Annotated in this window: 10 protein-coding genes; 7 read left to right on the top strand and 3 right to left on the bottom strand. The window is 73.0% G+C overall.

Going from position 1 to position 14,805, the window contains the following annotated elements; all coding sequences use genetic code 11:
* Positions 1-1,105: 1,105 nt before the first annotated feature.
* The gene (locus ACFVIU_RS09545; protein ID WP_385841661.1) at positions 1,106-2,554 is read right to left on the bottom strand and encodes a PLP-dependent aminotransferase family protein; all 1,449 of its coding nucleotides are present in this window, start codon (positions 2,552-2,554) and stop codon (positions 1,106-1,108) included.
* Between the two features lie 87 nt (positions 2,555-2,641).
* On the opposite strand from ACFVIU_RS09545, the gene ACFVIU_RS09540 reads away from it, so the two are divergent.
* The 5 genes from ACFVIU_RS09540 to metG all read left to right on the top strand — a co-directional run bounded on the left by ACFVIU_RS09540 (position 2,642) and on the right by metG (position 10,549).
* Positions 2,642-3,424, top strand: a complete 783-nt coding sequence (locus ACFVIU_RS09540) for an alpha/beta fold hydrolase (protein ID WP_385841660.1) — start codon at positions 2,642-2,644, stop codon at positions 3,422-3,424.
* An 87-nt stretch (positions 3,425-3,511) separates the two neighbouring features.
* Positions 3,512-4,513, top strand: coding sequence for an endonuclease/exonuclease/phosphatase family protein (locus ACFVIU_RS09535; protein WP_385841659.1), 1,002 nt, complete (start codon positions 3,512-3,514; stop codon positions 4,511-4,513).
* A gap of 52 nt (positions 4,514-4,565) precedes the next feature.
* Positions 4,566-6,509, top strand: coding sequence for an FUSC family protein (locus ACFVIU_RS09530; protein ID WP_385841658.1), 1,944 nt, complete (start codon positions 4,566-4,568; stop codon positions 6,507-6,509).
* 72 nt (positions 6,510-6,581) lie between these two features.
* On the top strand, positions 6,582-8,708 hold the full coding sequence (locus ACFVIU_RS09525; RefSeq protein WP_385841811.1) for a VWA domain-containing protein: 2,127 nt from the start codon (positions 6,582-6,584) through the stop codon (positions 8,706-8,708).
* 125 nt (positions 8,709-8,833) lie between these two features.
* Positions 8,834-10,549: a methionine--tRNA ligase gene (gene metG / locus ACFVIU_RS09520; protein ID WP_385841656.1), complete on the top strand. Its 1,716-nt coding sequence runs from the start codon at positions 8,834-8,836 to the stop codon at positions 10,547-10,549.
* A gap of 78 nt (positions 10,550-10,627) precedes the next feature.
* Here the strand turns inward: metG and ACFVIU_RS09515 are convergent, their stop codons facing one another.
* The gene (locus ACFVIU_RS09515; protein WP_385841655.1) at positions 10,628-11,983 is read right to left on the bottom strand and encodes an FG-GAP and VCBS repeat-containing protein; all 1,356 of its coding nucleotides are present in this window, start codon (positions 11,981-11,983) and stop codon (positions 10,628-10,630) included.
* Positions 11,984-12,068: 85 nt separating this feature from the next.
* Positions 12,069-13,412 (bottom strand): polysaccharide lyase family 1 protein, encoded by a 1,344-nt coding sequence (locus ACFVIU_RS09510; RefSeq protein ID WP_385841654.1) that lies wholly within the window; start codon positions 13,410-13,412, stop codon positions 12,069-12,071.
* A 182-nt stretch (positions 13,413-13,594) separates the two neighbouring features.
* On the opposite strand from ACFVIU_RS09510, the gene ACFVIU_RS09505 reads away from it, so the two are divergent.
* Both ACFVIU_RS09505 and ACFVIU_RS09500 read left to right on the top strand, forming a co-directional pair.
* The gene (locus tag ACFVIU_RS09505; RefSeq protein WP_385841653.1) at positions 13,595-14,290 is read left to right on the top strand and encodes a hypothetical protein; all 696 of its coding nucleotides are present in this window, start codon (positions 13,595-13,597) and stop codon (positions 14,288-14,290) included.
* 32 nt (positions 14,291-14,322) lie between these two features.
* Positions 14,323-14,718, top strand: coding sequence for a hypothetical protein (locus ACFVIU_RS09500; protein WP_385841652.1), 396 nt, complete (start codon positions 14,323-14,325; stop codon positions 14,716-14,718).
* Positions 14,719-14,805 lie beyond the last annotated feature (87 nt).

Raw genomic sequence — 14,805 nt, 5'->3', positions numbered from 1 at the left:
TTTTTTCGTGGGCTATGGGTGCGGCGGTGTGTGGGTGGGCGTTTTTCTCTTGCCCTTCTGACGGCGCCTCTTGCGTGGGGGGGGGGCCACGGCGTGGGCGCGGGGGGGGCCCCCCCCGCTCCCCTTTTCGTCCCTCACCAACTCCAGGAAACACCCGTTCGGGTGAGCCCTCCACCGGAAGGCCCGCGGAGCACCGGCACCGCCGGTCCCCCGAATGCAGTCACTCCGCTCGCGCCCGGCCGCCGCGGGCCGTTGCCTGGAAGCGTGTCCGCACACCTGAGGAGCGCCCTGTCGGCCGTACTGATCGCCCTGTCCTGCCTCCTCGTGCCGTTCGGCGCGCTGGCCGCCTGGGCGGCGTACGGGCTGACCGACACGGGCCGGTACGTCACCGCGATGGCCCCGCTCGCCGCCGACCCGGACGTGCGGGAGGCCGTCGCGGACACCGTCGGCGACGGGATCGTGCACGAGGTGGACCAGCAGCTGAACGTCGGCCGGGGCCGCCGTTCCGCCGCCCCCGTCCCCTCCGTCCGCCCGTTCGTGCGCGACGCGGTGCGCTCCTTCACCCACACCGAGGCCTTCCGGCTGGCCTGGGACACCGGCAACCGGGTCACCCACGACGCGATTCTGCGGGCGCTGCGCGACGACCCGGAGGACGACGACGACCGTCCCGTCACCGTCGACTTCGCGCCCGTCACCGACCAGGTCAAACGTCAGCTCACGCACGACCATGTGCCGCTCGCCGCGCGCATCCCGGTGGAGCACACGGCGGTCGCCGTGCTGCCTGCGGACGGGCTGGCGGCGCTCCGGAAGGGGTTCCACGTGCTCGAAGTCGCCGGTTTCTGGCTGCCGGTGGCGGCCGTCGCCTTCGCCGTCGCCGGGATCGCCCTGGCCGTCCACCGCCGCCGGGCCGTCGCCGCGACCGCGCTGGGCACGGCCCTGGGCGGCGCCCTGCTCGGCCTCGCCCTCTGCGTCGGCCGCGGTCTGACCCTCGCCGACCTGCCCGCCGATGTCCCCCACCCGGCAGCAGGGGCCGTCTACGACGCCCTGACCGGCACCCTGCGCACCGTCGCCTGGCTGCTGTTCGCCGTCGGTCTCGCGGTGGCCGTCACGGCCTGGCTGACCCGGTATCTGCCCCCGCTGCCGCTGGTCCGCCCCGTGCGACGGCGGCGAGCGTCCGCAGCGCCCGCGCCAGCACCGGCTCAGGCTCCGACGCGAGTCCGAGCCTGACCGCGTCCGGGGTGTGACTCGGGTCGACGGCGAAGGCCGTACCCGGGGTCACCGCGATCCCGTGCGCCCACGCGGCGGCCGTGAAGGTGTCGGCCCGCCAGGGCGCGGGCAGCTCCCACCAGGCGAAACAGGCGGCCGGGTCGGACCGTACGGCGAACCCGGCCAGCTCCCGCACCAGCAGCCGGTGCCGCCGCCGCGCGTCCGCCCGCTTGGCGGCCACCAGCCGGTCCACGATGCCCTCCTCCAGCCACCGTACGGCCGCCTCCAGCGCGAAGCCGCCCGCGTTCCAGCCGCCGGAGCGGATGGCCCGGGCCACCGCCGCCCTTCCCGGCCCTGCCGGTCTTCCCGGCCCTCCCGGTCCTTCCGCCTCTTCCGGCCCCTCCGGTCCTTCAGGTCCTCCAGTTCCTTCCGGTACGACGATGAAGCCGATGGTGAGGCCGGGCGCGACCCGCTTGGACAGCCCGTCGACCTGGTACACCAGCCCCGGCGCGAGCGCGGCGAGCGACGGCGGGCCGCCCGGCTGGAGGAAGGACCAGATCCGGTCCTCGACCACCGGCATCCCCAGCCTGTGGACGGTCTTGGCGAGCTGCCGCCGCCGGTCCTCGCCCATCGTGCGCGCGGTCGGGTTGTGCAGGCTCGGCTGGAGGTAGAGGGCGGACAGCGGCGCGCTGCGGTGGGCGGCGGCGACGGCCTCGGGCAGGACGCCCTCCGGGTCCGCCCGGAGCGGTACGAGGACCAGGCCGAGCCGCGCCGCGATCTCCTTGACCAGCGGATACGTCAGCGGCTCCACCCCGACCCGGCCGCCGGGCCGGACCAGGGCGGCGAGCCCGGCGGCGATCGCCTGGCGGGCGTTGCCGGTGAACAGGATCCGCTCCGGGTCGGTCCGCGGCCCGCTCCGCCCCAGCAGGGCGGCGACCGCCTGCCGGGCGGCCGGGGTGCCCGCGACGGCGGCCGGCCGCAGCGCCTGCCCGAGGGCGTCCGGGTGCAGCTGGGCGGAGAGGGACGCGGCCAGCAGCTCCGCCTGGCCGGGCAGGACGGGGTAGTTGAGTTCCAGGTTCACCAGCCCGGGCCGCCCGGCCGCCGCCTCGACGAGGGCGTGCCCCGGCTGCCCGTCCGGCGCGGTGGCCCGGACGAACGTCCCGCGTCCGACCTCGCCCACCACCAGTCCCCGGCGCACGAGTTCGGCGTACACCCGGCCGGCGGTCGAGGGCGCGATCCGGTGCCGGCGCGCGAACGCCCGCTGCGGCGGCAGCTGTTGACCGGGCCGCAGCCGGCCCGCAGCGATGTCACCGGCGATCCGGTCGGCGATCCGCCGGTAGTCGTCCATCCGCCCCCCACTCCCCCGCAGACGGGGATTGCACCGAGGGCAAAGATCTTATTGCACCGAGGAGTTGGGGCACCTAGGGTCGATGACATGCCCCCCTTCCTCGCATATGAGGACAAAGGCCCCGCCGATGCGTCGCGGGTGCCGCTCGTCCTCGTCCACGGCCACCCCTTCGACCGCACGATGTGGCAGCCGCAGCTGACGGAGTTCTCCGCCGGCCGCCGGGTGATCGCCCCCGATCTGCGCGGCTATGGCGCCTCCCCGGTGACCCCCGGCACGGTCCCGCTCTCCCGCCACGCCGAGGACATCGGGGAACTCCTCGACTTCCTGGGCGTCGACGGCTTCGTGCTGGCCGGGCTGTCCATGGGCGGCCAGATCGTCATGGAGTGCCACGACCGCTTCGGGGACCGGATCCGGGGCCTGGTCCTCGCCGACACCTTCCCCGCCCCCGAGACCGCCGAGGGCCGGCAATTCCGCGCGGCGATGGCCGAGCGGCTGCTCGCCGAGGGGATGCGGGGGTACGCCGACGAGGTGCTGGAGAAGATGGTCGCGCCGTACGCCCGGCCCGAGGTCAAGGCGCACGTGCACCGCATGATGACGGCCACCGCTCCGGAGGGGGCCGCCGCGTCCCTGCGCGGCCGTGCCGAACGGCCCGACTACCGCCCCCTGCTGACCCGGGTGAAGGCGCCGACGCTGGTCGTGGTCGGCGCCGACGACACCTACACCCCGGTGTCCGACGCCGAGTCCATGCACGCGGCCCTCCCCGACTCCGAGCTGCATGTCGTCCCGGGCGCGGCCCATCTGCCCAACCTGGAGTGCCCGGAGGAGTTCAACCGGGTGCTGGGGGCGTTCCTGGATCGGGTGGACGGCTGAGAAGTCCGTCCGTCCGGGGCCGGGGTTGGAGACGGAGGGGGTCCGGCTTTCTGGCGCGGCCCGGCGGGCGGCCGTAGGCTCGGCGCCGTGTCCGCGCACACCGGCCCCGACCCCGACCCCGGCCCTGCTCCCGGCTCCGGACGACGGCCCGGGCGGCGGTTCGCGATCTGGTCTGCCGGGGTGCTGCTCGCCGGGGTGAGCGTGGTCGTCGGCTGCCGGGTGGCCGACACCGACGGCATCACGCCGGTGCCCCAGCTGCTCGCCTTCCTGCCCTGGTTCCTGCTGCCGACGGCCCTCGCCCTGCTGTGCGCGCTGCTCGGCCGCTGGTGGCCGGGGCTGGTGTGGGGGATCGCCGTACTCGGCCTGCTCGCCTGGTACCTGGAGCCGTACGGCAAGACCGCCGACCCCGGCGGGCCGCCCCTCGCCACCGTGCGCGTGCTCACCTCGAACGTCGAGTTCGGCCGGGGCGCCCCCGCACTGGTCCCGCTGATCCGCGCCCGCCATCCGGACCTGGTCTTCGTGGCGGAGTGCGAGTACACCTGTCAGGCCACGCTGGAACACGACGTCGGTACCGTCTACCGCTACCGCCGCGCGGTCGCCGCCGACGGCTCACGGGGCTCGCTCCTCCTGAGCCGCTTCCCGCTGCGGCCCACCGCGGGCGTCCCCGGCACCATGGGCATGCCCGGCGCCGTCGCCGACATCCACGGTCACCCGGTACGGGTCCAACTCGCCCACCCCATGCCGCCGCTCCCCGGCCAGGTGCCCCTGTGGCAGCGCGAACTCGGCCGGCTGCGCGCCTTCGCCGCGGCCGACCCCGACACCCCCACCATCCTCGCCGGCGACTTCAACGCCACCCAGGACCACGCGGCCTTCCGTCGCATCCTGGACGCCGGCCGGCTGACCGACGCGGCCCGGCTGGCCGGCCACGACCGCACCGCGAGCTGGCCGTCCCGCACCGCCTCCGTCATCGGCGTCCAGATCGACCACGTCCTGCTCTCCCGCACGTTCACCGCGGCCGACGCCCGCTTCCTGCGGGTGGCGGGCAGCGACCACCGAGCCCTGCTGGTGGACGTGACCCTGCACGGATAGACGCACGGACAGCAGCACGGATGGAGCGCCGCAATCCCTCCATAATGGGCGCATGCCACGAGAGTTCCCCATCGGCCTCACGCCTCCCGACTGGCTGGTGCGGAACCTCCAACCCCAGCAGGCACCGCTGAACCGCGCCGCGATCGCCCGCGCCGCCGTCGCGATGAGCCTGCCCCTGGCCCTCGGCCTCGCGGCGGGCTACCCGGCCTACGGCGCGCTCGCCTCCATGGGCGCCCTGTCCGGCGTCATCGGCGACACCGCCGACGCCTATCGGATGCGCATCCTGAACATCGCCATCCCGCAGTTCTTCGGCGCGGTCGGGGTGACGCTGGGCGCGCTGGTGTACGGGCACGGCTGGTACGCCGTCGCCGCCGTCACCGGCATCGCGCTCGTCTCCGGGATGATCTCCACCATCGGCGCGGTGGCCTCCGTCTCCGGGCTGCTGCTCCTGCTGAACTGCGTGGTCGGCGCGGGCCTGCCGCTGCCCCGCCCCTGGTGGGTGGCCCCGGCCCTGATGACAGGCGGCGGCCTGCTGGTGCTGCTCCTCGCCCTGCTGGCCTGGCCGTTGCGCTCGGGCGTGCCGGAACGCTCGGCGGTGGCGGCCACCTACCGCGCCGTCGCCGCGCTCCTCGCCGTCTCCGGCACGGACCGCTACGAGGAGTACGACGAGGCCCGGCGCGCCGTCACCCAGTCACTGAACCAGTCGTACGACCTGATCCTCGCCCGGCGCGCCCGCCACCACGGCCGCAGCGGCGAACTCGCCCGGTTGCTGGCCCAGTTGAACGCGATCACCCCGGTGGTGGAGGCGGCCCCCGCGGCCCACCTCACGGGGGTGCCGCTGTCGCCCGCGATCCCCGAGGCGGTCCACCACCTGGCGCACGCCGTCGAGACGGGCTACCTGGGCCCGATAGCCCTCGCCCTGCCGGTCCCGGGCACCGAGACGGCCCGCGCGGTGGACCACGCGCTGCGGCACACCGCCGAGGTCGTGACCGCGCCCGACGTGGACCCCCTGGGCATCGACGACCGGCTGGGCAGACCGGCGGGCCTGCGCATCCGCACCGCGCGGGCGGCCCGCAACGTCGTCCTGTCCGCCAACTCCTGGCGCTACGGCGTACGCCTCGCGGTCTGCATCGCCCTCGCCCAGGCCCTGGTGTCCCTGATCCCGGTCCCCCGCTCCTACTGGGTGGCCCTGACCATCACCTTCGTCCTCAAACCCGACTTCGGCTCGGTCTTCTCCCGGGCCCTGCTGCGCGCCCTCGGCACGGTGGCCGGGCTGGTGCTCGCGGCGGTGGTGCTTGCGGAGGTCCCGCTGGGCTGGTGGGACGTCCCGGTCATGTTCGTCCTGGCCGCGCTGATCCCGGCGCTCACCCCGCGCGGTTACGGCTACCAGACGGCCGCCATCACGCCGGTCATCCTGCTGCTCTCCGACATCCTCAACCACAAGGGCACCGCCCTGCTGCTGCCCCGGCTGACCGACTCCCTGCTCGGCTGCGCGATCGCCCTGATCGCCGGCTATCTCCTCTGGCCGGAGAGCTGGCACACCCGGGTCGGCGACCGGCTGGCCGACGCGGTGGCGGACACCGCGCGGTACGTGGAGACGGCGTTCGGCGCGGACACCGACCCCGCGGCCCGGGCCCGGATGCGGCGCCGGCTGTACCGGAACCTCTCCGCCATCCGCACCGAGTTCCAGCGGGCGCTGACCGAACCGCCGCCGACCGGCCGGCGTGCGGCTGCCTGGTGGCCGCTGGTGGTGGCGGTGGAACGCATCGTGGACGCCACGACGGCGGCGCGGGTCCGGGTCCGGCACGGCGCCCCGGCCCCGTCCCCGGCGGAGATCTCGCAGGTCGCCCGGCAACTCCACGAGCTGGCGGAGGGCGTCCGCAACGCCGAAACGCTCACGCCGGTACGCACCGATCTGACCGGCCCGCCCGACAGTGTCCTGGAGCCCTTGCGACAAGAGGTCGCCGCGGCGCGGGCGATCGCTTCTCCGCACTGAGCGCTTCGCTAACCTTACGTGTCCGTCCTGGCCAGCGATCGACGGTCACACCTCATGCGAAGGGTTGCGCACATGGGCATTCTCTCTCTCCTGCGGAACGCATTCGGCCGCTCACGCAAGGAACGCGCGGCCGAGGCAGAGGGAGCGGACCACCTCCCCACGCAACCCCACCACCCCGAAACCGAACCCCCGACCCCCTCCCTCCCGGAACCCCGCAACGCCGCCGAAGAACACGACCTGGTGGCAGCAGCCTTCGACAACATCAAAATCCCGCACCCGAGTACGGAGTCGGAGGCCGAGGCAGAGGGAGGGGGAGAGGCGGAGACCAAGGCGGGAGCAGAGGCCAAGGCTGCAGCCGAGGCAGAGACCGAGGCTGGGGCTGGGGCTGGAGCTGGAGCTGAGGCCGAGACCAAGGCTGCGCCTGAGGCCGAGGTAAAGACCGAGGCTTCTGCGGCCGAAACGGAAGCGGAGGCGGCCACCGAGGCTGCGCCTGAGGCGGAGGCAGAAGCCGAGGCGGAGGCGGAGGCGGAGGCTGCGGCCGACGAAGAGCCGGACGCAGATGCTGCGACCAAGGCAGAAGCTGAGGCCGAGGAGAACGTCGAGGCACAGCCTGAGACCGAAGCCGAGGCACAGTCGGTGCCGGAGGCTGACGCGGTGGCGGAGGCCGAGGCCGACGTAGCGGCGGACGCAGACACCACGCCCGAGGCAGAAGCTGAGGCCGAGGAGAACGTCGAGGCGCAGCCTGAGACCGAAGCCGAGGCACAGTCGGTGCCGGAGGCTGACGCGGTGGCGGAGGCCGAGGCCGACGTAGCGGCGGACGCAGACACCGCGCCCGAGGCAGAAGCTGAGGCCCAGGCGGAGCCGGGGGCAGGAGCCGAGGCGGAGGCGAAGCCGGAGGCTGCGGCCGAAGCACAGGCCGACGCCGAAGCTGAGGCTTCGGCCGACGTAGAGGCGGAGGCAGAGGCGAGCGCCGTCGCAGAAGCCGACGGAGAGGCAAAGGCCGAAGACGAAGCTGAGGCCACCCAGGAGAACGCCGAAGGCAAGGCCGAGGCAGAAGCCGAGGCGCAGGCGGAGGCCGACGCGGAGACTGCTGCCGAAGCGGCGGCAGAGGCGGAGGCCGACACGGAGGCTCCAGTCGAGGCCGAGGCTGAGCCCGCGCCCGAGGCCGAGGCTGAGGCTGAGGAAGGGACCGCGGAGGCGGAGCCGCAGGTTTCCGTCGGCGAGACGGCCCCGGAGCCGGTGGTGCCGGCCGACGAGGCGCCTGCGGAAGCACAGGCCGACGCAGCGGCCCAGCCGCCGGTAACCGCGCACGAGCCGGAAGCCGCCGACGGTGAGGACGCCCCACAGGAGGCACCCGCACCCGGCGACGAAAGCCGCACGGGTGGAGCGGGTGGGTACGACGCCGGCGCCGAAGGCGAAGCCGAGGCAGCCGGCACCACCGCCGAAGCAGCACCCGCACCCAGCGCCGAAGGCGAAGCCGAGGCAGCCGGCACCACCGCCGAGGCAGCACCCGCCCCCGGCGACAAAACCCCCGCGAGCGAAACCGAGGAACCCGGCCAAACCGTCGGAGACTCCCTCGCCACCGCCCACACCGCCGCCGCAGCCACCCTCGCCAAGACCAACCTCACCGGCACCCGCGCCAAGGTCTACCTCGTCCTCGACCGCTCCGCGAGCATGCGGCCGTACTACAAGGACGGCTCCGCCCAGGCCCTCGCCGACCAGACCCTCGCCCTCGCCGCCCACCTGGACCCCGAGGCCACGGTCCACGTCGTCTTCTTCTCCACGGAGGTCGACGGCACCACCGACCTCACCCTCACCGAGGACCACGAGACGAAGATCGACGACGTGCACGCGGGCCTCGGCCGCATGGGCCGTACCAGCTACCACGCCGCCGTGGAGGCCGTCACCGCCCACTACACGGCCCACCACCCCGCCGGCACCCCCGCCCTGGTGGTCTTCCAGACCGACGGCGCCCCGGACGCGAAGACCCCCGCCACCCAGGCCCTCACCGAGACCGCGAAGAAGTACCCCGCCCTCTTCTTCTCCTTCGTCGCCTTCGGTGAGCACGACAACAAGGCCTTCGACTACCTCCGCAAGCTGAAGACCGGCAACACGTCCTTCTTCCACGCGGGCCCCGCCCCCCGCGAGCTGACGGACACCGAGCTGTACGAGGGCGTCCTGGCGCACTGGCGCCCCTGACCCCCGCTGCCCCACCCCGTGCCGCCCGCTTCTCACCCCGTAAAACGGGAAGCGGGCGGCATACACACGTCGGCTACGATTTCAAGGTTCGTACGTCTCACGCAGCGACCTGGGAGCAGCCCCCGATGGCTCGACACCTCATCACCAGCGCCCTTCCGTACATCAACGGGATCAAGCACCTGGGCAACATGGTGGGGTCCATGCTCCCGGCGGACGTGTACTCCCGGTACCTCCGCCAGCGCGGCCACGACGTCCTCTACATCTGCGCCACCGACGAGCACGGCACCCCGGCCGAGCTGGCGGCCAAGGAGCGGGGTCTGCCGGTGAGCGAGTTCTGCGCCCAGGCGCACGACGCGCAGAAGGCGGTCTACGACGGCTTCGCGCTGGCCTTCGACTACTTCGGCCGCAGCTCCTCCGCGGAGAACCGCGAGATCACCCAGCACTTCGCCCGCAAGCTGAACGAGAACGGCTTCATCGAGGAGCGGGCGATCCGGCAGGTGTACTCGCCCGCCGACGGCCGCTTCCTCCCGGACCGGTACGTCGAGGGCACCTGCCCGCACTGCGGCTACGACAAGGCCCGCGGCGACCAGTGCGAGAACTGCACCCGCGTCCTGGACCCGACCGACCTGATCGACCCGCGCTCGGCGATCTCCGGCTCCACCGACCTGGAGGTCCGGGAGACCAAGCACCTCTTCCTGCTCCAGTCCAAGCTCCAGCACGAGGTCGAGGCCTGGGTCGCCCGGCACGAGGAGGACTGGCCGCAGCTGGCCTCCTCCATCGCCCGCAAGTGGCTGAACGAGGGCCTGCACGACCGCGCCATCACCCGCGACCTGGACTGGGGCGTCCCGGTCCCGGCCGACACCTGGCCGGAGCTGGCCGCCGAGGGCAAGGTCTTCTACGTCTGGTTCGACGCCCCGATCGAGTACATCGGCGCGACGAAGGAGTGGGCCGACCAGGACCCGGGGAACCGCGACTGGAAGTCGTGGTGGTACGAGGCGGACGACACCGTCCGCTACACCGAGTTCATGGCGAAGGACAACGTCCCCTTCCACACCGTGATGTTCCCGGCCACCGAGCTGGGCGTGCGCGAGCCGTGGAAGAAGGTCGACTACGTCAAGGCCTTCAACTGGCTGACGTACTACGGCGGGAAGTTCTCCACCTCGCAGAAGCGCGGTGTCTTCACCGACCAGGCCCTGGACATCCTCCCGGCCGACTACTGGCGCTACTTCCTGATCGCCAACGCCCCCGAGTCGGACGACTCGTCCTTCACCTGGGAGCACTTCACCGCCACGGTGAACAAGGACCTGGCCGACACCCTCGGCAACTTCGTCAACCGCGTGCTGTCCTTCAGCCGCAAGCGGTTCGGCGACGAGGTCCCGGCGGGCGGCGAGCCCGGCGCGGCGGAGGCCCGTCTCGGCGAGGAGATCGCCCGGCTGCTCGGCGAGTACGAGGAGCACATGGAGGCCCTCCAGTTCCGCAAGGCCGCGGCCGCGCTGCGCGCCCTGTGGTCGGCCGGCAACTCCTACCTGGAGGAGAAGGCCCCCTGGCTGGAGATCAAGACCGACAAGGACGGCGCCGCCCTCACCCTGCGGACGGCGATGAACCTGATCCACCTGTACGCGGTGGTCTCGGAGCCGTTCATCCCGGCCACGGCGAAGACCATGCGCGCGGCGTTCGCGCTGGCCGGCGACACCGCGGCCTGGGTGACCGAGGACGAGGCGAAGGCCCTGGCCGCCGTCCCGGCCGGCACCCCGTTCACGGTTCCGCCGGTGCTCTTCGCGAAGATCACCGATGAGGACCTGGAGTCGTACAAGGAGCGCTTCGGCGGCGAGCCCGCCTGAGCCCCGGTACGGACGACGGCAGGGGGAAGGCCCCGGCGCACTGCGCGCCGGGGCCTTGCCCGTGCCGCTACCGCTCGCCTACTTGAGCACCGTCCGCGCGAACCAGCGGCGCACGGGCTCCATGCCGAACGTCCTGGGGCCGACGGAGAGGGACCTGTTGGTGGTCAGGCCGGTGCTGCCCGACCTGAAGTACCAGAGGGCGCCCTGGTCGCGGTTCTCGGCTTCCGTGCCGACGGTGAGTTCGCTGCGGCCGTCGCCGTTCATGTCGGCGAAGGCGACCTGCTGGCCCCACCTGTCGTACGGCTCGTTCATGCCCGGCACACCGGTGGTGTTCTGGTGCCAGGACACCGCGCCGGTGCCGGTCAGGCCCTTGGCGGAGCCGCGCAGCACGGTCACCGCACCGGTGGTGCTGACTCCCGAGATGCTCTCCTGCTGCACACCGATCGCCACGTCGGCGTAGCCGTCGCCGTCGACGTCGCCGGTGTCGAGGTTGTAGCCGAACCGGTCGTACGTCTCGCCGGCGCCGGGCACACCGGAGGTGTCCTGGCTGATGCGCACCGGCTTGCGGGTGGTGCTGATCCCGTCGGCGCTGCCGTACTCGACGAGGATCGAGCCGCCCACGACACCCTTCGGCTGGTAGCCCTCCAGTCCGGCACCCAGCACCACGTCACCGTATCCGTCGCCGTCGACGTCCGCGATGGAGCCGGAGTTGACCTTGGTGGCGAAGTCCTTGACGGGGCCGAAGCCGCTCTTGGAGCCGAGCAGCAGGCTGGCGTCGGCGGCACCGCCGTCGCCCCTGCCCACGGACAGCAGATCGGCGACATGGTCACCGTTCACGTCTCCGGCCGCCAGGTAGTAGGGGTGGAGCCAGTTGTGGACGACGCTGCTCGAGGCACTCGCGCCGTCCCGGGTGAAGGGGCCCCGGAGCAGCTCGGTGCCCACGTCGGAGACGCCGGTGACCAGGTCGTTCCTGCCGTCGCCGTCGAAGTCGGCCACCACGACCGGGCTCGGGGAATAGCTGGGCGTGATCCCGAGCCGGGTGGGGGCGGACAGGCCCGTGGAGCCGCCCCAGTAGACCTGCACGGCCCCGGAGCCGACGGCCACGAGATCGTCGTAGCCGTCGCCGTCCAGGTCGCCCTTGGCCATCGAGCCGCCGAGGTCGACGTACCCGCTGGTGCTGCCGTTTCCGATGATCTGGTGGTGGGAGGGAGTCAGGCCGGTCGCCGTCCCGTACAGCACCGTGATGTAGCCGTTCGCCGAGACGGCAATGTCGCCGTAGCCGTCCCCGTTGAAGTCCGCCGTCTTGCCGGCGGCGGAGGCCGTCGTGGCCGTGGTGCCGGCCGCGACGGCGGGACCGCCGAGGCCGAGCACCACGCTGCCCGCCGAGACGAGCGTGGCCGTGGCGAGCGCCGCGACTGTGCGAACTTTTCGCATGTAACCGTCCGTTCCCCTGTTTTTCCTCTTGATCACATCGCTGTGTCAGAGGAGACCCGCCAGGGACCCGCACGGTTGTACGACGCTAGTTCAGCACCCCGGCGCCGGTCGTGGCCGCCAGCTCCGCCGGCAGGCCGGCCGCCGAGGGCTCCAGGCCCGCGGTCAGGACCGGCTTCCAGTTCACCGTCGGCTTGATCTTCTTCGAGGACGCGGCGTTGTACACGGCGACCAGGTCGGTGAGCCTGCCGTTGACGAGGTTGCCGCTGCCCGCAATGGAGCCGGTGCCGTCGCCGCTGAGCAGATGGGCGACCTTGCCGCCGGACGGCACCTTCCAGTAGTTGTTCTCCGCCACGACCTGGGCGTTCGCGCGCGCGTTGATGCTGTAGAGGGGCGCGTAGCCGTCGACGGGCGCCGTGTCGTAGACGTTGTTGTAGAGGTGGATCTGCCCGAGCCGGGCCAGCGGGGCCCGCTGCACGATGCCCTTCCACACGTTGTGGTGGAGGGAGACGCGCAGCTTGCCGGTGCTGTCCGTGTCGCTGCCGCCGATCAGCATCGTCTTGTCGTGGTCGGTGAACCGGCTGTGCTCGACGGTCACCAGGTCGGAGCCCTTGGTGATGTCGAGGGAGCCGTCGTGGACCTGGTACTGGCGGCCGAAGTAGGCGGGATCGCTCGTGTCGTAGTGCGGTGCGTCGGTGAACGTGTCGTGGTCCGCCCAGACATGGGTCGCGCCGCGCAGCGTGACCGCGTCGTACTCCGAGTTCCAGTTGCCCTGGTCGCCGTCGGTCGGGTCCCACTGCGGGAAGCAGTCCTCGACGGCGGAGAAGGTCAGGTTGCGGATGATGACGTTGTCGACGTTCTTCAGCGACAGGCTGCCGCCCAGGATGCCCGCGTTGGTGCCGGGCACGCCCACGACGGTGGTGTGGGCGGGCACCGTGAACACGACGTTGTGCGCCTGCCTCTGCTGGGCGGCGGCACGCGCCGTCTCCTGGGGGCCGGAGGGCAGCCTGGAGCGGCCGTAGGTGGCGGGGTCGTAGGCCTTGAGGTAGGCGGGGAGCGAGTAGCCGGTGCCCTTCGCGTAGTCCGCGCAGGTCAGCTTGGTGCCGTGGTCGTCGGTGTTGGCGTCGATGGTGCCCTTGATCCGGATGATCCGGGGTGTGGTGTCGGACGCCGGGCCCAGCGCCTTCACCAGCTGGGCCCGGGTGGAGACGGTGAAGGTGTGCGCGGAGTCGGCCTGCGCGCCGCCGGTGGTGCCCGTGCCGGCCGCGGCCCAGCCGTCCCTGGCGGGCAGCGTCTGGTGGTAGAGGTCGGCGGGGTCCGCATGGGCGTTCAGCACGAACACACCGGCGCCGACGCCCGCGGCGACGACGGCGGCGGACACGGCGAGGGTGCGCCGCCCGCGGGGGGAGCGGCGGTGGGAGGGAGCTGCCACGAGGGGGGTTCCTTACGGGTCTGCCGTACATGCCTTGCGACATGCCTTACGTCCCCTCAGTGGCCGCCGCGCCGGGAGAGGTTGCCGCGCCGGGGGAGAACCGCGCGGATCGAACCGGCGGAGGCCGCGATCCGGCGCGGGTGGCCCGCCCGCGGGCCCGGTTCTGGCAGAGTACGGGTGCCGTGAACCTTCCCGAACCCCACCGGCGGCTCCTCGCGGACGTCGTCACGGCCGGCAGCGCGTACGGTCTGGTCCTCGCCGGCGGCTATGCCCTCCAGGCCCACGGCCTGCTGCTGCGCCCGCACGCCAACCTCGACTTCGCCACGGAGAGCGCCGAGGCCATGGACCGGATCGCCGAGTCGGTGACCGCCGCCCTGGAGGCGCGGGGCCGTCAGGTGCGGGCCGGCACCGGCACCGCGCGCACCGCCCAGCTGACGGTCACCGACCCGCCGAGCGGTGAGATCTGTGCCCTGGCCCTGCACAAGGAGGCCTTCTGGCAGCCGCCCGAACTCACCGAGTACGGCCCGGCCCTGGCCCTGGAGGACGCGGTCGGCACCAAGATCCGCGCGCTGTACGACCGGGGTGCCGCGGTCGACCTGATCGACGCCCGGGCCGCCGCCGCCCGGTTCTCCCTGCCGGACCTGGAGGAACTGGGCCGCCGGCACGCCCATGACCCCCTCGATCTGCCCACCCTCCAGTCCCGGCTGACCGGCACCGACTTCTACGCCGACGCCGACTTCCGGCGCTACGGCCTGAGCGAGGAGGAGGTCGCGGCGGTGCGGGCCTGGGCGCAGACCTGGTCCGACGACATCGCCGAGCGGCTGCTGGAGGACGGCGCGTCCCCGGACGCCGAGGCCGAGCCGGGGGACGGGGACTGAGGAGCGGCACGTCAAGAGCCGACCAAGGACTGGTGAAGTCTGCTCACTTGGCGGTCACCTCCTGGCCCCTGACGTACACCGCGGTGCAGAACAACCGGCCCACCCGGACGTTCACCGGGGGCGCGGCCCCGTCCCGGGTGCCGGTGGACCGGGACGGCAGGACCGCCGGCGGGACGCCCTTCCCGAACGGCGCGTTCACCTGGTCCCTGAAGGCGACCGGCACCGGCACCGGCTCCGCGGTCACCGTGGCCTCCGGGCAGGGCTTCCTGAGCCGCGGTCCGGCGGTCCGGCACGACTTCGGCAGCCCCGACGGCCCGGACGGCCGGGGCGACCTGCTCACCCTGAACTCCTCCGGCGGCCTCACTTACCAGTTCGGCGGCCGTACGCGGATCGCGACGGGCTGGGGCGGGTACACGACCCTGTCCTGACCAGCGCACGCCTCACCCGGACAGACGAGAAGGGGGGGGGGGGGGGGGGGGGGGGGGGCGACCGGCCGAGAGGGGGGGAGCGCGAGG

It is taken from the genome of Streptomyces sp. NPDC127190 (assembly GCF_042672505.1).
Taxonomy (GTDB): domain Bacteria; phylum Actinomycetota; class Actinomycetes; order Streptomycetales; family Streptomycetaceae; genus Streptomyces.
This window is presented reverse-complemented; position numbering and strand designations above follow the sequence as displayed.